This is a genomic window from Bacteroides ihuae, assembly GCF_900104585.1.
Lineage (GTDB): Bacteria > Bacteroidota > Bacteroidia > Bacteroidales > Bacteroidaceae > Bacteroides > Bacteroides ihuae.
Genome location: NZ_FNVX01000005.1, coordinates 866,809 through 892,404, shown reverse-complemented (window position 1 = coordinate 892,404; position 25,596 = coordinate 866,809). Strand labels below are relative to the sequence as shown.

The following is a 25,596-nucleotide window of genomic DNA, read 5'->3' as shown; positions in this document are numbered from 1 at the left end:
GGATTTATTTGGAATAACAATTTGTTTATCTCAACTATTTTACCGAATATTGCCGACTATTTTACGATCAGTAAACACGATCTATTTTTTATTAATAAATATTCAAAATCAAAATTCTAAAGATGAAATTTTTGCAACTACTGGGTTATCATGGACAGACTAGTATTCGGACAGAATGCGTGGCTGGACTTACTACTTTCCTTACCATGTCATATATTCTGGCCGTAAATCCGGATATTCTATCGCAAGCAGGCATGAGCAAAGAATCCGTTTTTACAGCTACAGCACTCGCTTCGGCAGTTGCCACCATCTGCATGGCTTTTCTGGCCAAATTACCTGTAGCACTTGCTCCTGCCATGGGAGTGAATGCCTTTTTTGCTTTTACGCTGGTTCAAGGCATGGGACTCAGCTGGCAAACAGCACTAGCTGCCGTACTGGTAGAAGGAGTGATCTTTATTTTAATCACCTTATTTAATATTCGTGAAGCTATAGTCAATAGTATTCCGATGAGCTTACGATATGCCATTTCAGCGGGTATAGGTATGTTTATCTCATTTATCGGCCTAAAAAATGCTGGTATTATTGTATCCAATGAAGCCACTTTTGTGATGCTTGGCAAGTTTACTCCCGGAGCAGTTCTGGCTGTTATAGGTATTTTATTAAGCGGCATTTTGATGAAAAAAAATGTAAAAGGAGCCTTGTTCTATAGCATCATGGCCTGTACACTAATTGGTATACCGATGGGCGTGACACAAATGCCAGATCACTTTTCACCCATATCTATGCCCCACTCTATGGCTCCAACCTTTATGCAATTCGATTTTAGCCATTTTTTCAATATAGATATGTTTATAATAGTCTTTGTTCTTATATTCATGGATCTGTTTGATACAATCGGTACATTAATCGGAGTAACTTCAAAAGCTGGATTGATGGACAAAAAAGGGAACATTCCACATATAAAAGAAGCACTTCTCGCAGACGCAATAGGCACTACTTTTGGCGCAATATGCGGAACGTCCACAGTAGGGGCATACGTAGAGAGCGCTTCAGGTATCAGCGAAGGAGGTCGTACAGGGCTAACATCGCTTACTGTTGCCGGACTTTTCTTACTCTCTTTGTTTTTTGCTCCATTGTTTCTTCTCATTCCAAGCCCAGCCACTACGGGAGCACTATTCATTGTTGGTGTACTCATGATTAGTAACATTCCCAAAATAGATCTTAGTGATATATCCGAAGCCCTACCTGCTTTTGTTACTATGATGATGATGGTACTTACCTATTCGATTGCAGATGGAATCATTCTCGGCATGCTCAGTTATGTACTAATTAAAATATTCATCGGAGAATATAAGAAAATCTCAATAACTTTATATATCTTGTCCGTGCTATTTATTCTCAAACTAATTATCGGATAATGGATTTTGAACTTACTTCTGTTTATAAACCTACCGGCGACCAACCCGAAGCAATAGCACAACTCACTGAAGGACTTCTTCAGGGAGTTCCTGCACAAACATTGCTTGGGGTTACGGGATCTGGAAAAACATTTACTATTGCCAACGTCATTAAAAACATTAATAAGCCAACGCTGATACTGAGCCACAATAAAACATTGGCCGCACAGCTATATAGCGAATTCAAAGGGTTCTTCCCCAATAATGCCGTTGAGTATTACGTATCTTATTATGATTATTATCAACCCGAAGCCTATTTGCCAGGCAGTGATACCTACATAGAAAAAGACCTTGCCATCAATGATGAAATAGATAAGTTAAGATTGGCAGCCACATCGTCTTTGCTATCCGGACGTAAGGATGTTCTGGTGATCTCTTCCGTATCATGTATCTATGGTATGGGCAATCCAGCCGACTTTTACAGCAATGTAATAGAGGTTATCAAAGGTAAGGCAATAAATCGCAATGTATTCCTGCGTCGCTTAGTGGATAGCCTTTATGTCCGGAACGATATTGATTTGAGCCGGGGCAATTTCCGCGTCAAAGGAGATACTGTAGACATTTCGCTAGCCTATTCGGATAATATCCTGAGAATTATTTTTTGGGGCGATGAGATTGATGGCATTGAGGAGGTTGATTCTCTATCAGGCGTTACAACTGCCGCATTTGATTCATACAAAATCTATCCGGCCAACCTCTTCATGACTACTAAAGAAGCTACGCAGAAAGCCATCCACATGATAGAAGATGACCTGACTAAGCAAGTAGCGTATTTTGAATCGATGGGTCAACCGTATGAGGCAAAGCGCATTTATGAGCGTGTAACCTATGATATGGAAATGATTCGTGAGTTGGGGCATTGTTCCGGTATTGAGAACTATTCCCGATATTTCGATGGCCGTGAAGCCGGTACCCGGCCCTACTGTCTACTCGATTTCTTTCCTAAAGACTTCCTCATTGTCATAGATGAAAGTCACGTGAGTGTACCACAAGTACGAGCCATGTATGGAGGAGACCGTGCGCGAAAAATAAATCTGGTTCAATACGGTTTCCGACTCCCGGCAGCAATGGACAACCGTCCGTTACAATTTGAAGAGTTCGAGACACTAGCCAAACAAGTAATCTACGTCAGTGCCACTCCTGCAGATTATGAGTTAATCAGATCAGAAGGTGTGGTTGTAGAGCAAGTGATCCGCCCCACAGGATTGCTAGATCCTATTATTGAAGTACGCCCCAGCCTCAACCAAATAGATGATCTCATGGAAGAGATACAACTACGCATAGAAAAGCATGAGCGTACCCTCATTACCACACTAACCAAGCGTATGGCAGAGGAGCTCACGGAATATCTTCTAAACAATAATGTACATTGCAACTACATCCATAGCGATGTAGACACGTTAGAACGCGTGAAGATAATGGACGATCTGCGTCAAGGCATCTACGATGTACTCATTGGGGTGAATCTTTTACGCGAAGGACTCGATCTTCCGGAAGTTTCTCTCGTAGCCATCCTGGATGCTGACAAAGAAGGCTTTCTGCGCTCTCACCGCTCACTCACTCAAACTGCAGGACGCGCAGCCCGAAACGTTAATGGTAAAGTGATTATGTATGCTGACAGAATAACAGATAGCATGAAACGTACCATTGACGAAACCAATAGACGACGTGAAAAACAATTGGCATACAACGAGGCGAACGGCATCACTCCTCAGCAAATTGTCAAGGCCCGCAATCTGTCTGTCTTTGGGAATAATCATGCAGAATCATCTTCTGCTATGGCAAAAGCATATATAGAACCCGAAACGCTGAATATTGCCGCCGATCCGGTCGTTCAGTATATGAATAAAAGCCAGATGGAAAAAAGCATTGAACGTACTCGTAAATTAATGCAGCAAGCTGCCAAGAAGCTGGAATTCATTGAAGCTGCTCAGTATCGCGATGAATTGTTGAAGCTAGAAGATCTCTTAAAAGAGAAGTGGGCAAAATAGCTCCATTTCATTACATAATTAAACAATTAAGCTACCGAAATATTAAATCATGTTATAAAACATACTTTTTTTATTGCTTTATTTGGAGATCACCCAAAAGTCCGTATATTTGCAGTGTGTTTTTCATAGTATTAGATTTAAGGTTAACAAAGGTTGGAGTCAGGCGTGACTCCTTTTTTTTATTCAATATTAAAGTAAATATTTATTTTTGTATTAACTTTGTCGGCGAACTAGTTTAATGAGCTATCATGAAATACATTATCATCATATTATTACCCCTATTTCTATCCGCCTGCGGAACGGTTCGTCAATCTACATTTAAACTTCTAAGCATAGATCAGACAGAGCCTTTCATTACTAATAATCAGTGTTCTATAAAGCTCTTGTTTGAAGGTGTTACCAATGAACAACTCGAATTTTTCATATCGATAAAAAACAACTCAACTGATACAATACAAATTGATCCTTCTTCATTCCGCTATATCCCTATCTATCATAAGAAGAGTGCTATAACCGATTCATTGCATCGTACTGGCATTCAATGCATTGATCCTCAAAAAGCCATCACAGAGTTGCAACTTGAAAGAGACAGTTTACCTAAAAAAAATAATCCTTATTCCTTAAGATACAAGGATACAAAAACAATTGCTAGAGAAGGAATTATTACTGGGACCGTAGCTCTCCTATTGGGACAAAAAGTGGAAGACTTAGAAGCTCAGAGAGAAGATGATGAACGTGAATGGTATGAAAAACAGATAATGCGTATGCGAGAAGTTAATAGTGAACTTGACTTTTTTCAAAACAAAGCATTGAAGCCAACAGTACTCTTACCTAATGGAGAAACGGAAGGATTGATTCGTTTTCCAATGTTAAGAGAAGCAGATGAAATTCAAATAGCAATGCCTAGCCAATACATGATTCAGCCAATCAGATATAAACAAGCTTATATTAAAGAACTTCCCTTGAAGTAAAGCTGGTAACAACAGTGATCACATTAATTTTAGATAAATGAACACCATTCGATACAGCACCATGAACAGAATAAAACAAGCAATGATTTGCTCCATTCTATTACTATTTTCTCAAACACTTTTTGCTCAAAAAAAGACGATCAATGAGTTCACTGCCATTGATAAAAAGGCTCTTCAACTTCCAGACTCTCAAACAACGACAACTTCTAAGATCTCTGATTACATAAAAACTAATTTCAACACTGATAAGGAGAAATCAAGAGCTATATTTATCTGGATAGCTACAAACATTCAATATGATATTGAAAATATGTTTGCAATCAATCCTCAAGAGAAATATGAAGATAAAATCGCAAAGCCACTCAAAACAAAGAAAGGAGTCTGTGAAAATTATGCAGCATTATTCAACGATATTTGTGCTAAATCAGGGATAAAGTCATACGTTATTGAAGGATATACAAAGCAAAATGGAGTTATAAATAACCTTCCTCATGCATGGTGTGCTGCATTAATTGAAGGAGATTGGTGTCTATTAGATCCGACTTTTGGTTCAGGTTATGTTAATGGTGGGAAGTACTATAAGAAGATTAACAACGCCTATTTTATGGCAAAGCCATCAGGATTTATTAAATCTCATATTCCGTTTGATTACTTATGGCAATTCCTTAATTATCCAATAACCAGTCAGGAATTCCAGGAAGGCAAGACAGAAATCAACAAGGCCAAACCCTATTTCAATTATATTGACTCTATTAGAGTTTACGAAAGCCAGAATCATATTGATCAATTGATCTCATCGGCAAACCGCATAGAAAAAAACGGCGTGAAAAACTCATTGACTTACAACATGCTTCAATATATAAAAGTAGAAATAGAAAATGATAGGCAGAATAAAATAGTCAGTCTATACAATGCCGCGTCTGCAGATTACAATGATGGAATCAACAAATTCAATGAATTTGTCGATTTCAGAAATAAACAGTTTACCCCCCAAAGAGCAGATTCGGACATCCAACAATTAATCGATGCTGCAGAAAATAAGCTTAAAGAGGCAAAAGCTAAACTAGAAAAGGCTAAACTAGCACAAATTAACTCGACAGATGCAAACACAACCAACATGGTAATACAATTTACAAAAGCAATTGATGATACAATAACTCACATAACAGAGCAACAAGAATGGCTAAAAGTCTATTTTAGCAAAGGGAAGCTTAAACGGAAAATGATGCTGATGGGCAAAGTTTCTTGGTTTGGAATACCACTTAATTAGATCATTAAACCCTAATAAATATTTTCAAAATTATGGAAGAACCAACATTAAACGAACATAATAAGCAGGAGTATCCTCCTATGCACACCACTGAGCATATTCTAAATCAAACGATGGTTAGAATGTTTGGTTGCCCACGTTCAAAGAACGCTCATATAGAAAGAAAAAAAAGCAAATGTGACTACTTGCTCGCCTCCTGCCCTACAGCAGAACAAATACAAGCCGTTGAAGATAAGGTCAATGAAGCCATCGCACAACATTTACCTGTCACCATTAATTTTATGCCTCGCGAAGAAGCTGCAATAATAGTCGATCTAAGTAAACTACCCGAAGATGCTAGTCCTACACTCAGAATTATAAAAGTAGGAAATTATGACGCATGTGCATGCATTGGCACACATGTAAAGAACACTTCTGAAATTGGCAAATTCAAAATAATCAGTAGCGATTATTCCGAAGGCAATTTAAGGATCCGATTTAAGTTAATTCTTTAGACTTTTTCTTGCAAACCAGCTAGACCTTTTAGAAGTAAATTACAGAGGTTAAGCCCAAATTATCCGTCTTTTGTAACAATAATGAAGTCTTTTTACCAATATTCTTCATTATTGCAGTGCATTTATATTCAAGCTGTTGCAAATGACAAGATTATATTTATATTTGCTGCATGATACATTAAATTTAAGCAGTAAATATATGCCTCTATTGAAAAGCGTAAACAATGTAAAACGATTTATTTTAGGAAACCTTACTAAAAAGATCGGCAATTCGGGCAAGATCTGCCTTCTCACTCTATTGGATAAAGAAGACGTCAAAAAGGTTCTGATAATCAGGCCCAATCACAGATTAGGGAATCAATTGCTCGCTACTCCAATCGTTCAGGATGTTATAGATACATTTCCTAATTGCAAAATAGATTTGCTGGCAAAAGGAAGCATAGCCTCTATCGTTTTCTACAACCATAAGAATATAGAAAAGATAATATCACTGCCCCGGAAACCTTTCAACAAATTATTTCAATATTGCTTATGCTGGATAAATGTGAGAAATCAACATTATGACATGGTTATCAACGTTGTCAGTGGTTCATCATCGGGTAGACTGCTTACCAAGTTATCTAATGCAAAGTATAAAATCTATAGCGATGATGAGAACGGCTTCCTTATTAAAGATGCAGACAATCAACATATAGCCAAATCTCCAGTTTGTTGCTTCCGCTCCTATTTAGAAAAAGGAGGGATATCATTCGTCGGCAAGGTTATTCCGTCACTAGATCTTCACCTATCTGCCGAAGAAATTGCAAGAGGAAAAGAGTTACTCAACGAGCTTATCAAAGATAAAGAGCAAAAAACGATTTGCCTATTTACCTTCGCAACAGGCGAAAAATGCTATTCTTCAAAATGGTGGGAGGAATTCCATCAGTGCCTCAAATCAAAATATACTCACTTCAACATCATTGAAGTATTACCCATGGAGAATGTCTCGCAGATTGCGTTTAGTGAGCCATCATTTTATAGTAAAGACATTAGAGAGATTGGTGCCGTAATCGCAAATACGGCTATTTTTATTGGAGCAGACAGTGGTATCATGCACTTGGCTAGCTCCGTAAAAACTCCCACTATTGGTTTGTTTTCAATTACCAAAGTGATAAAATATACTCCTTATAATAATAATAGCAAAGGATTAAACACCAACGAGCTTAGCATAGATGAATTACTGTCTGAAATAGATAAAATAATAATCTGTTGCCATAAAGATAGTAATGTAAACTGCTCCAATGTTTAAGTAAAAAGACAAATTGTCATTTTCTTCAACTGGGAGGAAAACAGTTAAACCTAAATGTCATCAAACCTTCTTCAAAAGTATCTTAAATATGTCATATTGACAATATAAAGCCTTGGCATATCTTTTGCCCTTCTTACTATGAATTTTGGATATAAAAGAATAAATCCGAAATTCAGAATCAATTTAATGTTTAACTTAAAGATAGGAGACTATAATTATGATGCCTGTAAGAAGATCTCAAAATTGGTTACCAAGTATCTTTAATGATTTCTTTGATAACGAATGGCTAGAGAGAGTAAACACTACCGCTCCGGCAATTAATGTAATTGAATCGGAAAAAGACTTTAAAGTTGAAGTTGCTGCACCGGGAATGACAAAGGATGATTTCAATGTTCGTATTGATGAAGATGAGAATCTGGTAATTTCCATGGAAAAGAAAAGTGAGAACAAGGAAGAAAAGAAAGATGGCCGATATTTACGCCGCGAATTCTCATACGCTAAATTCCAGCAAACAATGGTTCTACCTGACAATGTGGATAAAGAAAAGATCTTGGCCAAAGTAGAACATGGAGTTCTCTGTATTGATCTTCCTAAATTGTCGGAAGAAGAGACCAAGAAAGCTCAAAAACTCATAGAAGTAAAATAAAGTATTAGTTATTGAGGCAGCTTAGATCAGAACAATAGCTGCATCTATTAAAAAAATCACGAGAGTGTTGCCACACAATGACAACACTCTTTTTTTGTATATATAATGCTACGAATTCTTCCTATAGCTTCGTACAGCCCAGATATTAAAGAAAGCGGCAAAAGCACTCAATGCACCCAGTTGCAAAAGCATGTCGCTTAGATTACTACCTTTCAGGTAAACCATGCGCATCATCTCAACAAAATACCTCAAAGGATTGAATAGAGTGATGATCCTTGCCCAACCGGGCATACTCCGAACCGGGGTGAAAAGTCCACTCATCAACATGAGGATGATCAGAAAGAAAAACATCACAAACATGGCTTGTTGCATGGTGCCCGAATGATTAGAGATGACCAGGCCAAAACCCGACATAACGAGTACAAAAAGTGTAGCAAAAAGATAGATCACGTAAAAATGTCCCACAGGAATCAATCCATAGAGTAGCCATGCCAAACCAAAGCAGATGGTAAGTACGGTAAACCCTATTGTCCAATAAGGAATGAGTTTGGCTAAGATGAACGTAAACTTACTTACCGGAGTAACATTCATTTGTTCGATAGTACCGACCTCTTTCTCACCCACAATATTGAGTGCAGGCAAAAAACCACAAAGAATGGTGAGCAACATCACCATTAGTGCAGGCACCATAAATAACTTATAATTCAAGTGGGGGTTGTATAGATTTTGAGTTGTGACACCTATTGACGGAACAGCAGCAGCTTCAACCGCAACCGAAGGATGTTCAGCTCGCAAACCGGCGGCATATTCATTCATTATTGATGTGAGATAAGAACTGCCCAAACCGCCTTTCGTTCCATTGACGGCATTAGCAGCAATAAGCACATGTGCCTGATCTCCCCGCTTCCAGTTGCGCTCAAAGTCTCTCGGAATCTCTACTATAACATCCGCCTTCCCTACCTCAATAGCTTCTAGCCCCTCATCATAAGACGAAGATATCCCATTCAACTGAAAGTAGGTAGAAGCTTCTATTTTGCGAACCAGATTTTGCGAAATTGTTGAATGATCATTATCCACCACATTCACTGAGAGATTCTTTATTTCCAGGTTGGCTGCCCAAGGCATGAGAATCATAATCATACACGGGTAACCGATGATGAGTCTTGGCAAAAAAGAGTTGCGTAGCAACTGCTTAAATTCTTTTTCAATCAGAAACTTTATCATATTCTTAATCTATTACTCCAATCGGGTTTTGAACTTCTTTAAACTCACAGTAACCAGCACAAATGCCATCAACGCCAGAATTCCTATTTCTTTAGCAACCAGCGTGATGCTCACTCCTTCTATCATAATTTTTCTCACCACATCAATGTACCACCGGGCGGGAATAATGGTCGAAATAACCTGCAATATAGTTGGCATGCCGTCTACCGGAAAAATCATACCTGATAGTAACATCGTAGGCATCATCAACATCAATCCGGATACCAACATGGCAGCAATTTGGGTTTGAGTAATGGTTGAGATGAGAAGTCCCAACGAAAGTGAAACGAAAATAAACAGCAGTGAAACACTTACAAGTGCCAGTAAACTCCCGGCTATGGGTACATGAAGCACGTAGACGGAGAGCAACAGGATGGTGCTCAGGTTGACGAAAGAAAGAACGAAATAGGGAACGGCTTTCGCCAAAATGATGAGTAACGGCTTCATGGGTGATACTAATAAAACTTCCATCGTGCCAATCTCTTTTTCGCGCACAATGGAGATAGAGGTCATCATTGCACAAATCAACATCAATATTAAACCCATCACACCCGGCACAAAGTTATATGCACTCTTCATCTGCGGATTATAGAGTAATCTGACATCAGGAACAATCGTTGCCGGTGACGCTCCCGCAGGAAGCAACTCTTGCTGTGCAGCACTAATGATGCCCGATGCGTAACCCGACTGAGTAACCGCCATATTCGGATCCGTAGCATCGGCTATAAGCTGTATTTTCGCATCACCGGTGTAAAGATTGTCAAGAAAACGGTGACTAAAAACGACCGCCAAATCTATTTCTCCTCTGCGAAAGGCTTGTTCCACTTCTTGAGGCGTATTAAGTTTTGTGGTTAAAATAAAATATTCACTGGCATCAATCCGATCAATAATCTTACGAGTGATGACATCACCCGACGGATCGAGCACAGCAACCCGCACATTCTTCACTTCCGTGCTGATGGCAAAACCAAAAAGAATGATCTCAATGATAGGCATACCAAGCAGAATCATCATCGTACGCTTATCCCGGAAAATATGAAAAAACTCTTTCTTAACAAATGTTCTAAACTGTTTCATTGTTTAATCTGCTTTACGTACAGCCTTTCGGGCCAATTGCTGAAATACCTCATCCATATTATCAGTCTGAAACTGTTGCTTCAGGTTGCGTGGCGTGTCGAGCGCATCAATGCGTCCATCTACCATAATGGACACACGATTGCAATATTCGGCTTCATCCATGTAGTGCGTGGTAACAAAAACGGTGATTCCTCTATCAGCTGCCTGATAGATCAGTTCCCAGAACTGTCGCCTTGTTGCGGGATCTACTCCCCCTGTGGGTTCATCCAGAAAAACAATCTTTGGTTCGTGAAAGATAGAAACGGAGAAAGCCAACTTTTGCTTCCAACCCAACGGAAGACGTTTCACCAGTGTCTCCCGTTCTTCACTGAATTCCAACCGTTGAAGCAATGCGTCCGTTTTTTCTTCTATTTCTTTCTCTCTCATTCCATAAATCCCCGCAAACAAGCGGATATTCTCCCACACTTTCAAATCTTCGTAAAGTGAGAATTTCTGACTCATGTAGCCAATGTTCCGCTTCACTTGTTCAGACTCTTTGTGTATATCAAAACCTGCCACCAAGCCTTTTCCCGAAGTCGGTCTACTCAATCCGCAAAGCATCCGCATGGCTGTAGTTTTCCCCGCTCCGTTGGCACCCAGAAAACCAAATATTTCTCCGCGATGCACTTCGAACGAGAGGTGATCTACCGCTGTGAAAGATCCGAAACGCTTTGTCAGCTGTTCCGTTCGTATTACTATATCATTCTCATTCATTCTTGGATACTGCTAGTTTCATATAACAATCTTCAATAGTTGCCTCTATGGGATGCATTTCTACTTCCTCATGTCCTCGTTCAGCAAGGTCAACAAGCAATTTATCCTTGTCCGCATCCTCTTTCATCGTGATGTGGTGCACGTCTCCAAAGCCAAAGCAACTCGTTATTTGTGGATGTTGCCTCAAATCGTTGAGCAGGCGATACATATTCTTGGCATGCACAGCCCACAAAAGTTGTCCATATCCATTGATGATCTGCTGTGGCGTGTCAATCTGCAAGAGTTGCCCGTGCTGAATCAAAGCGATACGATCACATAAAGTAGCTTCATCCATATAAGGAGTAGAAACAAGTATCGTGATGCCTTGCATCTTCAGGCGTTTCAACATTTCCCAGAACTCTTTACGTGACACAGGATCGACCCCTGTAGTTGGCTCATCGAGAAACAGTACGTTCGGTTTATGAACCAGCGCACAACACAAAGCTAACTTTTGCTTCATTCCGCCCGATAAAGCACCAGCCTTACGAGTTTTAAAAGGTTCTATCTGCTTGTATATATCCTCAATGAGATGATAATTTTCCTTCACGGTGGTTTGAAAAACCGTTGCAAAGAAATCAAGATTTTCTTCTACAGATAAATCCTGATAGAGCGAGAATCGTCCCGGCATATAACCTACTTGTTGACGGATAGCTTTGTAGTCTTTTACCACATCCAATCCATCTACCGTAGCAGAACCACTATCGGGAAGCAACAAGGTAGTCAGCAAGCGAAAAAGAGTTGTCTTTCCTGCTCCGTCCGGACCAATAATTCCAAACAGTTCTCCCTGCTTCACATTGAAAGATATTCCCCTCAATGCCTTTATCTTGCCCTTTCCATAGCTCTTCGTGATATTTTCGACTTCAATAGCATTCATCATTTCAAATTCAAACCTCCATACATTCCTATTTTCAGATTTCCATCATTTTTCACCGTCACTTTTACAGCATAAACTAAGTTGGCACGTTCATCTTTGGTCTGAATCGTTTTCGGTGTAAATTCAGAACGGGAAGAAATCCAAGTTATTGTTCCCTGATATTCTTTGCGTATATCATTTCCATAATCAGAAAAGACCTTTACTTTATTGCCCAGCTTCACTTCCGTTAATTGAGCCGAAGTAATATAAGCCCGCAAGTAGATCTGTTCCATGTCTGCTATCTTAAATAGTGGCTTGCCAATAGTAGCCAATTCACCCGCCTCGGTATATTTAGCAAGTACCGTACCTTGAATGGGCGACATGATATGGCATTTCTCCAACTGATCAATAATCTGTGCTACCTGTATGCCCACAGAAGAACCTTGTTCTGTGAGGCTCTGCAAGCTATTTTGCAAAGAAGAAGTCTGTGCACTAAGTTGCTTACGCAGAACAGCCAACTCCGAATTCCGGTCATCCAGTTGTTTCTGATTCGCAGCACCTGCCTTCAACAAATTCTCCACTCTTTTCTTTTCACGCTCTGCTGTAGCAATCTGTTGTTTGGTTGCAGCCACCTGTTTATTCAAGTCCGGACGCTGGCTTTGTACCGACTTCATGCTAGCTTCGAGTTGCAACTTCTTCAAATTTAACTGTACCGTATCGATGAGCCCTATCTGATCACCTGCATGCAATACAGTTCCTTCTTCGGCATTAAAGTTTAGCAAACGTCCAGCTGCCTCAGCCGAGACAGTTACCTCCGTAGCTTCAAACGTTCCGGTAGCATCATACTCATCTCCGCCACGTCCGCAAGCAGCCAACAAGGCAACAGAAAACAAAGTTCCTATAAATTGAATTAATTTCATATCGTTAATTATTGGTGGTATATTTCAGTTGATAAATAGTCATAAGTAACTGCACCTGATGTAGTGCTTTCGTCTGTTTAGCAAGGCTTTCAGATGTAATTTCCCGAAGCATATCTGTCACCGTAAGTGTTCCATTGGCCACCTTAGCTTCTGCCGCTTTACGAATATTGATGCGCAGTGAAATGATTTCGTCATCTCTCTGCATCAATGTGCGTATAGACTGTATGGAACTGTTTTGCTGTGTAGCCTGCAACTCAGTATTAAAAAGAAATACGTCACGATTGCTAAACAATTGTTGCCTACTCGCTTCAATTAGCCTTTTATCATTGTGCAAAGTATATAGTCCACCAAAATTCCATGCCAAGCGAACTCCGGCCACGTAGTAAGGCGTAAATTCATTCTTCAGCGCATTCAGTCCCGGATTACCGTAAGCCCCTTGAGCAAAGAGACTTATCCGAGGACGATTGCGCACTTTCAAAGCTTCCTCGTTCACATTTAACCTTCCGTTTTGTGCCTCATACCATAACATTTCCGGCCGATAAATACCTGCAGTACCTGATGGTACAGGAATATCCTCCTCTGGTTTGGCAAACGTGGCATCATTTGCAATAGCATCTCCTGTAAATATAGAAAGCATTTTCAGATAAGCAGTACGAGAAGCCAATAATTCCGTCCGCTTCTGAGTCGTATTTAGCTGTTCCACACGTACTGCATCCAGATCAGCTGAATTGCCTACTCCATTCTCCACATAAGCCGATATCTGACGGAAAGTCCTCTCTAACTCTTCTTGTAGCAAAGCATTCTGTTTTAACTGCTCATCTAGCATTAGAATGCCAAAAAAGAGATCATTCACTCGCTCAGTAAGTGCATACATATCTACACTCAACTTCTCCCGATCCACATCCGAGGTCGTTTTGGCCAATTCTCTCTGTGTACGAATGTTGCCACCATCCCAAATATTCTGTTGCATCTCCAACATCACTTGGTATTGATCTTTAGATAGCGGCTTTAACTCCACCCCCGGAATCTTCGCTCCAATCTTAGTAACGTCACTCTGGTACGTACCCTTGCTCGAAAGTGTAAACTGAGGCAGGTTTCCCTTAGAAGCATTGCTAAGGCTATACTCCTTTGTCTTTTCAATTAAGCCATACTGTCTCACCAGCGGATAATTCTCGTGCGTTTTCTTTTGACACGCTTCTAGCGAAATCTGAGCCTGCGCAAAGACTGTTGCCAAAATAAAAAGAATCCCAAAAACGACTCGTTTCATAACTTCTACCCTTTAAATATTGATCTACTAATAATCATTTAATACCGATGCAAAGATAAGGCAAGAAAAAAGCCTAGAATACCCCATAAGTTTCCATTTATGTCCCATTAGTTCGATAATGGTTCTACAGATTGCATTATTCTTCTTAATTTATTGTCTTTTCATTAAAATCAACGAATAAATTTCGTTAATTGGTTTTTCTTATGAAATGGTTATTTATCAAGTTGGTTTTGTATCTTTGTATGTTTAAATAGAAATAGCATCTAATTTAAAGCTAAACTGCATATGGATACTGATTTTGTAAACTTAACAACAAAAAACCTTGCTGATGAGCATTTATGCTGCATTATCCGCAGTAGAAAGGCCCACCCAGGTATTGAAGCAAAGCGACAATGGCTTTCTGACCGACTAAACGAAGGTCATGTTTTTAGAAAGTTAAATGCAAAGGCTACGGTTTTTATTGAATATGCACCTCTTGAAACAGCTTGGGTTCCCATAATTGGTGACAACTATTATTATATCTATTGCTTATGGGTTTTAGGCAATTACAAAGGAAGAGGATATGCAAAATCGCTGATGGAGTATTGTTTGGCTGATGCCAAAGAAAAGGGTAAATCCGGTATTTGTATCCTCGGAGCAAAAAAACAAAAATCTTGGCTTTCTAACCAATCATTTGCGAAGAAGTTCGGCTTTGAGGTTGTTGATACTACCGATAATGGATATGAATTGCTTGCACTTTCTTTTGATGGAACAACACCAAAGTTTGCACAACATGTTAAAAACAAGGGAATTGAAAGCAAAGAGCTAACTATCTATTATGATATGCAATGCCCTTATGTCTATCAAAACATTGAGATGATAAAAGAGTATTGTGAAACGAATGATGTTCCTGTCTCTTTAATTCAAGTGGATACGCTACAAAAAGCGAAGGAATTGCCTTGTGTTTTCAACAATTGGGCTGTGTTTTATAAAGGGAATTTTGAGACAGTGAATTTGTTGTTAGATGTTGAGTACTTAAAGAGAATACTCAAAAAATGAAGTTACTACTAACGTTGAGAAAATCCGCTTATAGACTTTTATTCCATGACAAACATAGGGATTAAATCATTTTTTTTCTATGTTTGCAAATAAAAAAACAAGAAACAAATGTCAAAGAGTGAACCACTTGATATTACTCTGAAACGGGTGAAAGAGGCAAAAATCGTATTAAATACCGAATATCGTTTTGTCACAAGCGAATTTGCCATTGTCAAAAGCTTTAGGAGAATGGAAAGTAGAATCTTCGGAGCAGGCATTCCTTACCGACTAAAGGAAGGCAGAGTGACACTGATTGTTGAAGGAGAAATACGCATATCTATCAACTTGATTGAGTACACATTAAAAGCAGGGTATTTAGGTCTAATACCACCAAACTCTATTGTTGAAGTACTAGAGTATACACCTGATTTCGACATGCAGGTTATAGTTGTAGAAAGCAACTTCATAACGTTTCTAAAGAAGAATGAGCTAATTGAGCACTACATCGGACAGCAACAAGAGCATCCTATATTGCTTGATGAAAAAGAGTTTAAACAGATAAAAACTTATTTTTCATTGATTTGGGACACTATTCAAGAAAATATCTTCAGAAAAGAAGTCGTACAGAATCTAGTTGCCGCATTATTGTTCAACATTACCTATATTCATAAAGATAGCATTAATACAATCAGCACCCAGCAATCTCATCAAGAAGAGCTCTTTCATCGTTTCATTAAGTTGGTCAATGAATATAGCATAATGGAGCGGAATGTATCTTTCTATGCAGATAAACTTTGCTTAACTCCACGCTACCTGAATACCCTAATCAAGCAAACAAGCCATCAAACAGTGATGGAGTGGATCAATCAATCGGTAATGATGGAAGCAAAAATATTACTAAAGCATAGTGATTTGCTCGTTTATCAAATATCCGATAAGCTCAACTTTCCAAATCCCTCTTTCTTTTCCAAATTCTTTAAGAAGATGACAGGGATGACACCCTTAACCTATCAACGAGAGCAATAACGAGCTAAAATCAACAAACCCTCTAAACGCAAACAGCACTTAAAATACTCAGAAACATGCAGTCTAAACTCTTATTGCTCAAGCTAAGTCATACAGTTATCTGGGCATTCTTCGTCTTTGTAATATTCTATACATTATATTGTGGAATAACAAATCAGATTAGTCGATATACATGGGCGGCTATTTTAGCAGTCATTATGGAAGGAGTCGTTATCTGTCTCTATAGAGGGAGATGTCCTTTGACGATTATTGCAAGAAAATATTCCAATTCCACCAAAGATAACTTCGACATATTCTTACCTAATTGGCTAGCTAAATATAACAAGCAGATTTTTACTAGTATATTTCTGATTGGATTTTTATTGGTCTTAATCCGATATATGTGCTCCTACTAAGTTATTCTCTCCAAAAGTCTTAAAGTACTTTTCTATAACTTCTAGCATTTCCTCTATAGACGCTACATTAATCGACTCACCCTCAGAAGGATGAATGATGTATTCCGTGTTCTTCAATTCTCCTGTTTCAATGAAGAATTGTGATTCAACAGACCGACCGGCTAAAATGCCATTGCGCTGCAAAGCTTTTCGAGCCATAGAATACTTCTGTCCGTGTCCCACAAGTCGTAGTTCGGATGTGTGAGTGTTGTCCACTCGAAATAACCCTGTCTCTCTATCAAAGACAATACCTTTACGAGCAAAAAAATTACTAAGACTACCATTGAGCGATAAATCCTCTGGAGTACCGATCATTAATCCGTTTGTCTTGTCCATCAACCATATCTTGTCGGCTATCTGTAAAGCCAGCTCCAAATCGTGCGTAGAAAGAAAAATAGTCTTCCCCGTTTCTCGACTCAGCCTGTGGAGTAATTGCATCATTTCCACCTTACTCGGAAAATCAAGAAAAGCAGTTGGTTCATCCAAAAAAATCACAGGTGTCTCTTGTGCCAATGCCTTAGCAATCATCGCCTTTTGTCGTTCGCCATCACTTAGCGTATGCACCATCCGATGCGTCAAGCCTTCCGCTTTCACCATTTCAATAGAGCGCTTTACAATTTCCCGGTCATCAGCACTAAGAGAACCCCAGAAGCCTGTATATGGACTACGCCCCAATCCTACCAATTCATCTACAGTCATGTTGCGCACGTCGCACTTTTCGGTGAGCACTACACTGATTATGGTAGATAATTCGCTATCCGTATAATTGGTAATATCTTTCCCTTGGATAAGAATCTTACCACTCAATTTGGGTTGAAAAGCCGAAAGTGTGCGTAGCAAGGTTGACTTACCTACCCCATTGGCTCCCAACAAACAGGTCAGTTCTCCACTGTTGATGCCCGCATCAATGCCTGTAGCCACTACTTTTGTGTTACTTTTCCCAGCATAACCAATGGAAAGGGAAGATATATGAATGGTTTCGTTTTTCATATCCGTTTATTCGTTCAATTCATTTTTTCTTTTGCGGAACAATACTGAAGCTACTATCGGTGCACCGACCAAAGCCGTCACCGAGTTTACCGGTAGCGCTCCTTCAAGACCCGGCATACGAGCTATCAGGTTGCAAATCAATGCTAAAGAGGCACCTGTAAACAGAACACCAGGCACTAGTATTCGATGGTCTGATGTATGGAAGATAGCCCGACACAAGTGAGGCACCGCAAGTCCAAGAAACATAATCGGCCCACAATAAGCCGTTACGATGGCCACCAACACACCCGAACAGGTAATTACCAGTAAACGTGCACGCTTTATATTTAAACCTAAATTACGCGCATATCCATCGCCTAAAAGGAGTAAGTTTAATGTCTTTATTAGCAGGAAAGAAAGTGGAACAAGTACAGCCATGATGCAGACAAACAGCATCATCTGATCTCCGGATACTCGGGAGAAGCTACCTAAGCCCCAAATAACATACGCACGAATATCTTCCTCCACGCTGAAATACTTCAGCACACCAATGATGGCGCTTGCCACGTAACCAATCATCACCCCGATAATTAGCAACGTTACATTTCCTTTTACTTTCTGCGACACATAAACAATTATTGCCATTACCGAAAGCGCACCTGCAATAGCAGCCATAGAGAGTGCTACCTCACCAAAATAACCTAGATTACTCAGAGCGACTCCACCTAAACTACCCGATAGCAACACGACAAACGCAACGCCCAGACTAGCGCCTGAACTAATGCCCAGCACTGAGGGTCCAGCCAATGGATTACGAAAGACCGTCTGCATCTGCAAACCACTGATAGATAGTCCCGCACCGGCAACTAAAGCAGTGAGAGCTTGAGGCACGCGGGATTTGAGCACAATATTTTCCCAAATCACCGATTCATTACTCCCGCCCATCAGAATATTACAAACCGATTGTAGCGGAATACGCACCGAACCCAACAATAAGTTCAGTAGGAAGAAGAAAAAGATGGATGCTACAATTAGTAACATAATAAGGGTCGTATGCCGTTTCATGCGTTTGTCCTACTTTAGCAATTCATAATAGGTAGAAGTATGATCTTTCAGCAGCGAAGGATGAAACACTTTGATCAAGTCTGCCAGAACAACCTCCGGTTCGGTAGGCATGATTTCATAGAATGGTTTCTCACGCATGTTACAATAAAGAACACCCTTGTTACGGAAAGCACGAAAGTCGGCATACCGAGGATCTTCCGCTCTCAAAGCGTTATAAGAGAACGTTCCATTAAAGCTATTCACAATGCGCCAATAGTCGGCACCTTCAGCTTGACTGTATACTGTTTCAAAATCGAGCGTCACACCTCCCGAAGTCGAATCATCTTTTAAGAAGTAATCAGCTCCGGCATCATGAAACAATTGAGCCAAGAAACTCTTTCCACCTACAGCATACCAATTTCCTCCACGTAGCTCGCCACTGAACACTATTGGACGCTTCTTCACCTCACTGGTCAACTTCTTTAATTCGTTATATCGCTTTTCTATGGCGCTGAATTTCTGATTAGCTTCCGCTTCCAATCCGGTAAATAATGCAATAAATTTGATCCATTCCGCTTGTCCCAAAGGAGTCATTTCCTTATAACCCAAATGAGGTACCAACGGAATATTCACGTCACGGATTGCATCATATCCTCCCCGCTTAAAAGGCGAAATAAAAATCACATCCGGATTTACTCCCATAATCACCTCATTATCGAAGTTCCCTTCAATACCAATTTTCTGCGTAACTCCACTTTTCAGTCGTTCATTCATTTCTTTATTAAACAGATGCCTGGAGCTGGTAATACCCACTACATATTTCAGTGCATCCAGTTTGATGAAGTTGGATAGTTGTAAAGACGTCATACAAATTACGCTACGCACAGGCGTTTCAATAACGGTATATCCTTCCGGTATATCCTTAGGTTTTTCTCCTCTGGCTACCAGTGCATAGTGAAAAGAACGACTCCCCTTCTTTTGAGGATCTTGAATATCCAGCAAGCGACATGTCGGAGTATATCTCACTCTAAATCCTTTAGCGTACATCGGAGTAATTCTTGTAGCAGTATCTGTACTTATCTCTGCTCCGTTTGACGCAGATCCCTTACTGCCCGATTTCGGTCGGCAACTCACACACAACAGGCAAGCTAAGAGACAATAGCCTACCAATATTTTTTTTCTCATTCCTTGAATAAATGTGTTTCTACTCGTTTTATAATCAACAAAGATAGTTTATTATTCTTGTTTCCTACGGATATTTTAAGCACTTTTGCATCTCAAAAAATTAAAGAATCATCGCATGAACACTCCCATTATATTTGTTTCTCTCGGTCCGGGTGATCCGGAATTGATTACTATGAAAGGCTTTAAAGCGCTGCAGCAAGCTGATATAATCTTTTGTCCAGCTACCTCAACCTCTACAGGCAAGCAAACATCTCGTTCCGCAAATATATTGCAAGCACTCAGCATTGAAGCATTCCATATACACCCTTTTCTTTTGCCAATGAACAAAGATCGGTCACAAGCTCAACAAGCCTATGATACGGTCTATACTACTGCTGTAGAATCACAAAGGCAAGGTAAAAAAGTCGTTATTGTAGCCGAAGGTGATGCCGGATTTTACTCTTCTGTACATTACATCTATGATAAGCTTATTGCTGCCAACATATCGGTAGAGCAAATAGCCGGAATTCCCGCATTCATCGCTTCAGGAGCTATGGCCGGTATGCATATTGTTAGTCAGGAAGAAAAATTGATGGTGTTGCCTGGCAATACGACAACGACCGAACTAGAAAACTATTTAGAGAAAGGGGTTGTTATCGTTATCATGAAACTCTCACAGTGTAAAGAAGCGGTACATCAATGCATTGCTCTTCATCCCGATTATGCCTATCACTATTTCGAGAACGTGGGCACTGAGAAGGAATATTATGCACAGAATAACAAGGAATTGATAGAGAAGGTATATCCCTATTTCTCCTTGATGATTATACGAAAGTAAATTATCGTCGGCTTATTTAGTATCTAGAGAATCTGGAGATTTCATTCGGCCAAGATCTATAATCACATCAAAGTAATCTGTCAAATTATAATGATGAGTAATAAATAAAATACTCACCTCCTTTTTTAGGTTAACTAAGCATGCCATAATTTGAGATTCATTTTCATAGTCCAAAGCTGATGTAGCCTCATCAAGCAATAATAATTGTGGTTTACGAAGCATTACCCTTGCCAGAGCCAATCGTTGTCTTTCACCTCCCGAAAAGTGATACTGATAATTTGCAATAGAGGTATCCAGGCCCTTTTGCTGTTCCATAACTAAATGATCAGCATTAACCAGCTTCAAAGCATCCATTATATCTTCATCGGATAAGACTCGTTTAGAATCCCAAACAAGGTTTTCTCTAATTGTGCCATCTATAAAAAACGAATCCTGAGGCAAATACCCCAGTCCACTCCTCCATGAATATAACTTTTCTTCCGTTAAAGCAGTTCCATCCACTTCAATGACTCCATTGCTTATCTTTTGTAATCCAGCAATAATATCAATAAGCGTTGTTTTACCACATCCGGACTTCCCTATAATACCTGTTATTTTTTTTGCCGGAATAATAACCGAGAAATCAGTAAACAAAGGTGCTTTGGATGGATAAGCAAAATTTAAACCTTTAATTTCTAATTGATTAGCATACCCTACTTCTTCTATTCTTTTGTCTTCTTCCATCCTGCTTTCATTTAGCTCCTGATCTAATTTTAAGACCATCTTTACTGAACTCACATTAGAAAACAACATATTTATATCGCCATTAATACTCATAAACTGAGGAAAAATGCGGGAAAAAAGTAAAATGAGTACAAAAATAAGAGCAAAAGGTAGATGTACCTCATTGTATGCAAAGAAAACCACCATTACCAGCGAAAGCACCCCAGACAGAGAAAATAGCAAATTAGATACAGCCTTATTTTTTACTTGTTTATTTTGATATTCAAGCATTTGAATATTAGACTCATCAAACTTCTTATAATAGAATGTTTCCGAGTTATGCACTTTTGCAATTTTAACAGTCAACCAAAAATCGTCAATACGTTTCAGCATTTTTCTGAAAACCTGAATATTGGCATTACCCAGTTTCTCTGCCTTTATAATATATTTCCTCAAAAGAAAAAGGACCAAAAATCCTATAAAAACAACAAATAAAGTAAAGCGTATAGAAATAAGGATTGCCACACACACATGTGCAGCTATAAAAAGACTTTTAGTAACCAATGACAAATAGAAATAATAGTAATTGGCCATCTTTGGTATTTCCGTGGTAAGAATCTGAATGTGATTGTGCTTACTCTTTCCATTAAGAAATGCCCAGTCGCTAGCGATAATCTTCTTAAAAAGTCGTTTTCTCATTTCGTAAGAAAAACTCTGCTGATAAGTTGCTTGCAAGATGGATTGAAAATAATTGAGAATAGCCACAAACAAAAGACAAAGAGTAAAGAAAGCCAAAATAAGCCCCATACTTATTTCAATACCACTCTTGCCAAAAAAATCATTCAGGAGTTCAGCCCATTTATTTGTCTGACCCGCAGTATGAGTAGAATCCAATAAACCAAGCAAAGGGATTAATAGCGCAATAGATATGCCCTGACAGAAGCTTTGAAGCAAAGTTATCAGAAACAAAATGATAATTTTCGCTGGATGATGATGAAAGAAAACGCCAAAACTTTTTCTAACGAAACGATTTTCAGACATGTAGTACCCTCCTTTTTATAAAGCTATATGGACGATAAATATAATACATTATTTCGGAAGAAAAATAATGGTCATCAATATCACCGGGACTAAGCAACAGGTTAGTAAAAATCTCCCATTTATATGACCATTGAGAAAACATATTTAATCTATATCGAAAATCTTGAAAAATGTCGATTATTGATAAACTCTCTATATCTATCTTGTCAATACATTGTTGAGCACCATTTATTAAGCTAATAGGCAGATGAACTGCCTCATGAAAAGGTAATTGTTTACCAAAATATTTGTTCAAAAAATAATTCGTTTGCGCAGTAACTCGCTCCGCATGCAATTGTTTTATAAAACTGTTTAGTAAATCTAGATTTATCCCCTCCATCGGATAGTCATTGATATCAAGCAACCATTTTAGTCTAGCCCATCCATGTCTTGCACCGTGAATCATTAAATAAAGAAGCTCAAACTCTCTATTTAGTACTGTAAATTCTCTACCTGCATAATTAAGAATAGTTAGATTCTGAGAAATCAGATTAGCCAACTCTTTTTGACTCACAGGAAGACCATTCATTAATGTCCAATGAATCTCTACACAAAACTTAGACTCCTTATTATACAAAGAGACATGATGAAGAGTCTTTGTAATAAGATTCTGCTTTATCTTTTCCGAAGGCCAACTATTTCCCTCCGTAAATTGAAAATTATCTTCAAATAATAAATTTAGCGTAGAGTCAAGCTGTTCCGGTTTAATTAGCAGATCAATATCGTGAGAAAAGCGTACCGTAGGATCATTGTATATTCGGTAAGAAAGAAGTGGTCCCTTTATACAGATAAACGAAATCAGATTATCTCTTAATCGGTCTGTTACAGCTATAAAATACTTCATTGCATTCAGCTGTTTCACCTTATTCTGTATAAATTCCACGCTACGGTTTTCACCAAGCCATCGGTCTATCTGCTGTTGACTAAGCCGATGCCTTTGAAACAATATGTCCCGTGTATATTCCATCTCCAACTTTTTATTATTATAGTTTAAATGTGCATACTATAACCTAATATTACACCATAGCATCAAAATTAGTTCTTATAGTGCATATTTTCGACAATAAAGTGCAAATAAACGTTAAACACCAAATAAGTATATATATTTCCTTTTAGAACGTACTACTTATTTAAAAAAAAACAATAGTTTTGCTATGCGCTTTTTTCAAAAACATATTTATTTCCATGGAATGAAATATAAGGCAAAAAATTATCATATAAATACAAACGTTCATTTAACAATGAAAGAATATTTTCATTGGAGATGACAAAGCCTTTTTTAAAATATTAACCTTTTAAATTTAAGCTTATGGATTCATTTATTGGAGAAATTAGGGCATTCCCCTACAATTTTGTTCCTCAAGGATGGTATGCATGCTATGGTCAACCTTTAGCTATCAATCAGTATCAGGCATTGTTTAGTATTATCGGATGGACTTATGGAGGAGATTATAGGAACTATTTTAATCTGCCTAATCTTCAGGCAGCCGCTTTAGTAGGAGTCGGAACCAATAATCAATATGGAAGTACCTATCTACCTAACCATAGATACGGATCAGAGAGTATAACTCTTACTGATGCTAATTTACCAGTTCACATACATAATTTTATAGGTAAAGGAGGGGCCGATGCAGCAAGAACAAGCGTTCCGTCAACAACCGGCGACTCATACCTTAGCAATGTTAGTTATAAAAGAGCATCAGATACAAAGGCTCTTGTGGCCCTTGCATACCGTGATGTCTCTAAATCACCTGTGACGCTACATCCGGCAACTATAGCTAATTGCGAATATGGTAGTAATATCATAGCTCCTCATGAAAATCGTTCACCTTTTCTAGCTATTCGTTACTGCATTTGTGTTTCAGATGCAGATTATCCGCAGCGCCCTCAATAATTAGAAACTATATAAAGAATACAATTATGTCAGAAAACTATATTGGAGAAATTAGAACTTTTAGCTTTGGTTTCGTACCGAAAAATTGGCACTTATGTGATGGGACAGTGCTCCAGATAAAGCAATATGTCGCACTTTACTCATTATTAGGTAAATATTTTGGCGGAGATGGAATAACAACCTTTGCTTTACCTAACTTATGTGGAAGAACTATAATGAATGCTGGCCGTTTCGGGGGAGCAGACTACGAACAGGGAATGGAAGGTGGAGTCGAAAGTTTATCACTTACAATGGGTCAGACAAATCACAACCATTTAATGCATGTGGAAGCTGCACAAGGCGATTCACCCATTTCAACAAACATGCTTGCCATACCCAATGTTACCTCAATCGAATCAGAAGTAATTAACATCTATTCAACAGCAAGCATTCCCAATACTTCGTTAAACCCTGAAACAATAGATAATTCTGGTGGAGGTACAGCGCATAGTAACATGCAACCCTATACGGTGGTAAACTATTGTATAGCCTTAAACGGATATTATCCTCCGAGACCATGAGATCATATATAATAATAAAATAAATTACAACTATGGAAGGATTTATTGGAGAAATTCGTGCATTTGCAGGAGATTATGCACCTGTTAATTGGCGTATATGTAACGGCGCTTCTCTTTCGATCAATGAATATCAAGCCTTATATGCCTTAATCGGCCAGACTTATGGAGGTTCAGGAAATTTAACTTTTAATCTGCCCGATTTAAGAGGACGCTTATTAGTCGGACAAGGTACGGGAAGAGGGCTTACCCCTCGTAGTATAGGAGAGCAAGGAGGGGCAGAATATATATCGCTTACTAGTAATAATCTGCCAAGTCATAGCCATGCTGTTATGCTAAACACGACAGGAGTTAGTACTACAATACCATCTTCGTCTACTTTCTTAGGAGCCATGTCATCTCCCGATGCTCAAGTTGCCGGATACTTACCGGAAACGGCGACAACTCCCCAAAAAGTCTCGCTTGATCTTACGACCATACAGCCTACAGGAAATAATGTTATGCATGGAAATGTAATGCCTTGCATGGCAATTAACTACATTATTTGTATAGAGAACAACTTATATCCTGAACATCAGTAAT

The 25,596-nt window shown here is 38.9% G+C and carries 23 protein-coding genes and 1 pseudogene; 13 read left to right on the top strand and 11 right to left on the bottom strand.

The features are described 5' to 3' along the window. The first annotated feature begins 122 nt into the window (after positions 1–122). The 7 genes from BQ5338_RS09130 to BQ5338_RS09100 all read left to right on the top strand — a co-directional run bounded on the left by BQ5338_RS09130 (position 123) and on the right by BQ5338_RS09100 (position 8,117). The gene (locus BQ5338_RS09130; RefSeq protein WP_071146487.1) at positions 123–1,418 is read left to right on the top strand and encodes an NCS2 family permease; all 1,296 of its coding nucleotides are present in this window, start codon (positions 123–125) and stop codon (positions 1,416–1,418) included. Further along, positions 1,418–3,448 carry an excinuclease ABC subunit UvrB gene (gene uvrB, locus BQ5338_RS09125; protein WP_071146486.1) on the top strand — a complete coding sequence of 677 codons (2,031 nt, stop codon included), beginning with the start codon at positions 1,418–1,420 and terminating at the stop codon, positions 3,446–3,448. The genes BQ5338_RS09130 and uvrB overlap by 1 nt, the downstream gene beginning before the upstream one ends. A gap of 248 nt (positions 3,449–3,696) precedes the next feature. Further along, on the top strand, positions 3,697–4,419 hold the full coding sequence (locus tag BQ5338_RS09120; RefSeq protein WP_071146485.1) for a hypothetical protein: 723 nt from the start codon (positions 3,697–3,699) through the stop codon (positions 4,417–4,419). Positions 4,420–4,456: 37 nt separating this feature from the next. Continuing rightward, positions 4,457–5,689 carry a transglutaminase domain-containing protein gene (locus BQ5338_RS09115; protein WP_078063441.1) on the top strand — a complete coding sequence of 411 codons (1,233 nt, stop codon included), beginning with the start codon at positions 4,457–4,459 and terminating at the stop codon, positions 5,687–5,689. A 32-nt stretch (positions 5,690–5,721) separates the two neighbouring features. After that, positions 5,722–6,183, top strand: a complete 462-nt coding sequence (locus BQ5338_RS09110; protein WP_394331130.1) for an alanyl-tRNA editing protein — start codon at positions 5,722–5,724, stop codon at positions 6,181–6,183. A gap of 199 nt (positions 6,184–6,382) precedes the next feature. After that, on the top strand, positions 6,383–7,471 hold the full coding sequence (locus BQ5338_RS09105) for a glycosyltransferase family 9 protein (protein WP_071146482.1): 1,089 nt from the start codon (positions 6,383–6,385) through the stop codon (positions 7,469–7,471). Between the two features lie 217 nt (positions 7,472–7,688). Beyond that, positions 7,689–8,117, top strand: a complete 429-nt coding sequence (locus BQ5338_RS09100) for an Hsp20/alpha crystallin family protein (protein WP_071146481.1) — start codon at positions 7,689–7,691, stop codon at positions 8,115–8,117. A 108-nt stretch (positions 8,118–8,225) separates the two neighbouring features. On the opposite strand, the gene BQ5338_RS09095 is transcribed toward BQ5338_RS09100, so the two are convergent. The 6 genes and pseudogenes from BQ5338_RS09095 to BQ5338_RS09070 all read right to left on the bottom strand — a co-directional run bounded on the left by BQ5338_RS09095 (position 8,226) and on the right by BQ5338_RS09070 (position 14,289). Next, positions 8,226–9,341, bottom strand: coding sequence for an ABC transporter permease (locus BQ5338_RS09095; RefSeq protein ID WP_071146480.1), 1,116 nt, complete (start codon positions 9,339–9,341; stop codon positions 8,226–8,228). Positions 9,342–9,353: 12 nt separating this feature from the next. Next, positions 9,354–10,457 (bottom strand): ABC transporter permease, encoded by a 1,104-nt coding sequence (locus BQ5338_RS09090; protein WP_071146479.1) that lies wholly within the window; start codon positions 10,455–10,457, stop codon positions 9,354–9,356. Between the two features lie 3 nt (positions 10,458–10,460). Then, positions 10,461–11,192 (bottom strand): annotated as a pseudogene (locus tag BQ5338_RS09085) (ABC transporter ATP-binding protein); the annotation flags it as partial. Between the two features lie 10 nt (positions 11,193–11,202). Beyond that, positions 11,203–12,123, bottom strand: a complete 921-nt coding sequence (locus BQ5338_RS09080; protein WP_071146865.1) for an ABC transporter ATP-binding protein — start codon at positions 12,121–12,123, stop codon at positions 11,203–11,205. Next, on the bottom strand, positions 12,123–13,022 hold the full coding sequence (locus BQ5338_RS09075; RefSeq protein ID WP_071146478.1) for an HlyD family secretion protein: 900 nt from the start codon (positions 13,020–13,022) through the stop codon (positions 12,123–12,125). The genes BQ5338_RS09080 and BQ5338_RS09075 overlap by 1 nt, the downstream gene beginning before the upstream one ends. Before the next feature lie 4 nt (positions 13,023–13,026). Continuing rightward, on the bottom strand, positions 13,027–14,289 hold the full coding sequence (locus BQ5338_RS09070; protein WP_071146477.1) for a TolC family protein: 1,263 nt from the start codon (positions 14,287–14,289) through the stop codon (positions 13,027–13,029). A gap of 285 nt (positions 14,290–14,574) precedes the next feature. Here BQ5338_RS09070 and BQ5338_RS09065 point away from each other — a divergent pair, with 285 nt between their 5' ends. Both BQ5338_RS09065 and BQ5338_RS09060 read left to right on the top strand, forming a co-directional pair. After that, on the top strand, positions 14,575–15,327 hold the full coding sequence (locus BQ5338_RS09065; protein WP_071146476.1) for a GNAT family N-acetyltransferase: 753 nt from the start codon (positions 14,575–14,577) through the stop codon (positions 15,325–15,327). Between the two features lie 108 nt (positions 15,328–15,435). Continuing rightward, positions 15,436–16,332 (top strand): helix-turn-helix domain-containing protein, encoded by an 897-nt coding sequence (locus BQ5338_RS09060; protein ID WP_071146475.1) that lies wholly within the window; start codon positions 15,436–15,438, stop codon positions 16,330–16,332. Positions 16,333–16,700: 368 nt separating this feature from the next. On the opposite strand, the gene BQ5338_RS09055 is transcribed toward BQ5338_RS09060, so the two are convergent. From BQ5338_RS09055 to BQ5338_RS09045, 3 genes are read right to left on the bottom strand one after another with little or no spacing between them, the layout of a single operon-like run. Continuing rightward, a complete protein-coding gene (locus BQ5338_RS09055) occupies positions 16,701–17,756 on the bottom strand; it encodes an ABC transporter ATP-binding protein (RefSeq protein WP_071146474.1) in 1,056 nt (351 codons plus the stop codon). Between the two features lie 6 nt (positions 17,757–17,762). Further along, on the bottom strand, positions 17,763–18,800 hold the full coding sequence (locus BQ5338_RS09050) for an iron ABC transporter permease (RefSeq protein WP_071146473.1): 1,038 nt from the start codon (positions 18,798–18,800) through the stop codon (positions 17,763–17,765). Positions 18,801–18,809: 9 nt separating this feature from the next. Then, entirely contained in the window at positions 18,810–19,964 is a 1,155-nt protein-coding gene (locus tag BQ5338_RS09045; RefSeq protein WP_071146472.1) for an ABC transporter substrate-binding protein, read from the bottom strand. A 115-nt stretch (positions 19,965–20,079) separates the two neighbouring features. Between BQ5338_RS09045 and cobI the strand changes: the two genes are divergently transcribed. Next, positions 20,080–20,781 (top strand): precorrin-2 C(20)-methyltransferase, encoded by a 702-nt coding sequence (gene cobI, locus BQ5338_RS09040; protein ID WP_071146471.1) that lies wholly within the window; start codon positions 20,080–20,082, stop codon positions 20,779–20,781. A 12-nt stretch (positions 20,782–20,793) separates the two neighbouring features. Here the strand turns inward: cobI and BQ5338_RS09035 are convergent, their stop codons facing one another. Together BQ5338_RS09035 and BQ5338_RS09030 are read right to left on the bottom strand one after the other, a co-directional pair. Then, positions 20,794–22,524 (bottom strand): ABC transporter ATP-binding protein, encoded by a 1,731-nt coding sequence (locus BQ5338_RS09035; protein ID WP_071146470.1) that lies wholly within the window; start codon positions 22,522–22,524, stop codon positions 20,794–20,796. Then, positions 22,517–23,530 (bottom strand): nucleotidyltransferase family protein, encoded by a 1,014-nt coding sequence (locus BQ5338_RS09030; protein ID WP_071146469.1) that lies wholly within the window; start codon positions 23,528–23,530, stop codon positions 22,517–22,519. The genes BQ5338_RS09035 and BQ5338_RS09030 overlap by 8 nt, the downstream gene beginning before the upstream one ends. Before the next feature lie 342 nt (positions 23,531–23,872). Between BQ5338_RS09030 and BQ5338_RS09025 the strand changes: the two genes are divergently transcribed. Genes BQ5338_RS09025 through BQ5338_RS09015 form a run of 3 tightly spaced genes read left to right on the top strand, consistent with a single transcriptional unit; the run spans position 23,873 to position 25,595 of the window. Beyond that, a complete protein-coding gene (locus BQ5338_RS09025; RefSeq protein ID WP_071146468.1) occupies positions 23,873–24,457 on the top strand; it encodes a phage tail protein in 585 nt (194 codons plus the stop codon). A gap of 26 nt (positions 24,458–24,483) precedes the next feature. Beyond that, positions 24,484–25,017, top strand: coding sequence for a phage tail protein (locus BQ5338_RS09020; RefSeq protein ID WP_071146467.1), 534 nt, complete (start codon positions 24,484–24,486; stop codon positions 25,015–25,017). A gap of 32 nt (positions 25,018–25,049) precedes the next feature. Next, positions 25,050–25,595: a phage tail protein gene (locus BQ5338_RS09015; protein ID WP_071146466.1), complete on the top strand. Its 546-nt coding sequence runs from the start codon at positions 25,050–25,052 to the stop codon at positions 25,593–25,595. Position 25,596 lies beyond the last annotated feature (1 nt).

What these genes read in the sequence shown, in the direction of transcription:
- BQ5338_RS09055 (WP_071146474.1), bottom strand. Translation starts at nt 17,756, where the DNA reads ATGAAAAACGAAACCATTCATATATCTTCCCTTTCCATTGGTTATGCT.
- BQ5338_RS09115 (WP_078063441.1), top strand. Translation starts at nt 4,457, where the DNA reads ATGAACACCATTCGATACAGCACCATGAACAGAATAAAACAAGCAATG.
- BQ5338_RS09090 (WP_071146479.1), bottom strand. Translation starts at nt 10,457, where the DNA reads ATGAAACAGTTTAGAACATTTGTTAAGAAAGAGTTTTTTCATATTTTC.
- BQ5338_RS09120 (WP_071146485.1), top strand. Translation starts at nt 3,697, where the DNA reads ATGAAATACATTATCATCATATTATTACCCCTATTTCTATCCGCCTGC.
- BQ5338_RS09110 (WP_394331130.1), top strand. Translation starts at nt 5,722, where the DNA reads ATGGAAGAACCAACATTAAACGAACATAATAAGCAGGAGTATCCTCCT.
- BQ5338_RS09025 (WP_071146468.1), top strand. Translation starts at nt 23,873, where the DNA reads ATGGATTCATTTATTGGAGAAATTAGGGCATTCCCCTACAATTTTGTT.
- BQ5338_RS09105 (WP_071146482.1), top strand. Translation starts at nt 6,383, where the DNA reads ATGCCTCTATTGAAAAGCGTAAACAATGTAAAACGATTTATTTTAGGA.
- uvrB (WP_071146486.1), top strand. Translation starts at nt 1,418, where the DNA reads ATGGATTTTGAACTTACTTCTGTTTATAAACCTACCGGCGACCAACCC.
- BQ5338_RS09015 (WP_071146466.1), top strand. Translation starts at nt 25,050, where the DNA reads ATGGAAGGATTTATTGGAGAAATTCGTGCATTTGCAGGAGATTATGCA.
- BQ5338_RS09030 (WP_071146469.1), bottom strand. Translation starts at nt 23,530, where the DNA reads ATGGAATATACACGGGACATATTGTTTCAAAGGCATCGGCTTAGTCAA.
- BQ5338_RS09060 (WP_071146475.1), top strand. Translation starts at nt 15,436, where the DNA reads ATGTCAAAGAGTGAACCACTTGATATTACTCTGAAACGGGTGAAAGAG.
- BQ5338_RS09045 (WP_071146472.1), bottom strand. Translation starts at nt 19,964, where the DNA reads ATGAGAAAAAAAATATTGGTAGGCTATTGTCTCTTAGCTTGCCTGTTG.
- BQ5338_RS09065 (WP_071146476.1), top strand. Translation starts at nt 14,575, where the DNA reads ATGGATACTGATTTTGTAAACTTAACAACAAAAAACCTTGCTGATGAG.
- BQ5338_RS09020 (WP_071146467.1), top strand. Translation starts at nt 24,484, where the DNA reads ATGTCAGAAAACTATATTGGAGAAATTAGAACTTTTAGCTTTGGTTTC.
- BQ5338_RS09080 (WP_071146865.1), bottom strand. Translation starts at nt 12,123, where the DNA reads ATGAATGCTATTGAAGTCGAAAATATCACGAAGAGCTATGGAAAGGGC.
- BQ5338_RS09035 (WP_071146470.1), bottom strand. Translation starts at nt 22,524, where the DNA reads ATGTCTGAAAATCGTTTCGTTAGAAAAAGTTTTGGCGTTTTCTTTCAT.
- BQ5338_RS09095 (WP_071146480.1), bottom strand. Translation starts at nt 9,341, where the DNA reads ATGATAAAGTTTCTGATTGAAAAAGAATTTAAGCAGTTGCTACGCAAC.
- BQ5338_RS09130 (WP_071146487.1), top strand. Translation starts at nt 123, where the DNA reads ATGAAATTTTTGCAACTACTGGGTTATCATGGACAGACTAGTATTCGG.
- cobI (WP_071146471.1), top strand. Translation starts at nt 20,080, where the DNA reads ATGAACACTCCCATTATATTTGTTTCTCTCGGTCCGGGTGATCCGGAA.
- BQ5338_RS09100 (WP_071146481.1), top strand. Translation starts at nt 7,689, where the DNA reads ATGATGCCTGTAAGAAGATCTCAAAATTGGTTACCAAGTATCTTTAAT.
- BQ5338_RS09070 (WP_071146477.1), bottom strand. Translation starts at nt 14,289, where the DNA reads ATGAAACGAGTCGTTTTTGGGATTCTTTTTATTTTGGCAACAGTCTTT.
- BQ5338_RS09050 (WP_071146473.1), bottom strand. Translation starts at nt 18,800, where the DNA reads ATGAAACGGCATACGACCCTTATTATGTTACTAATTGTAGCATCCATC.
- BQ5338_RS09075 (WP_071146478.1), bottom strand. Translation starts at nt 13,022, where the DNA reads ATGAAATTAATTCAATTTATAGGAACTTTGTTTTCTGTTGCCTTGTTG.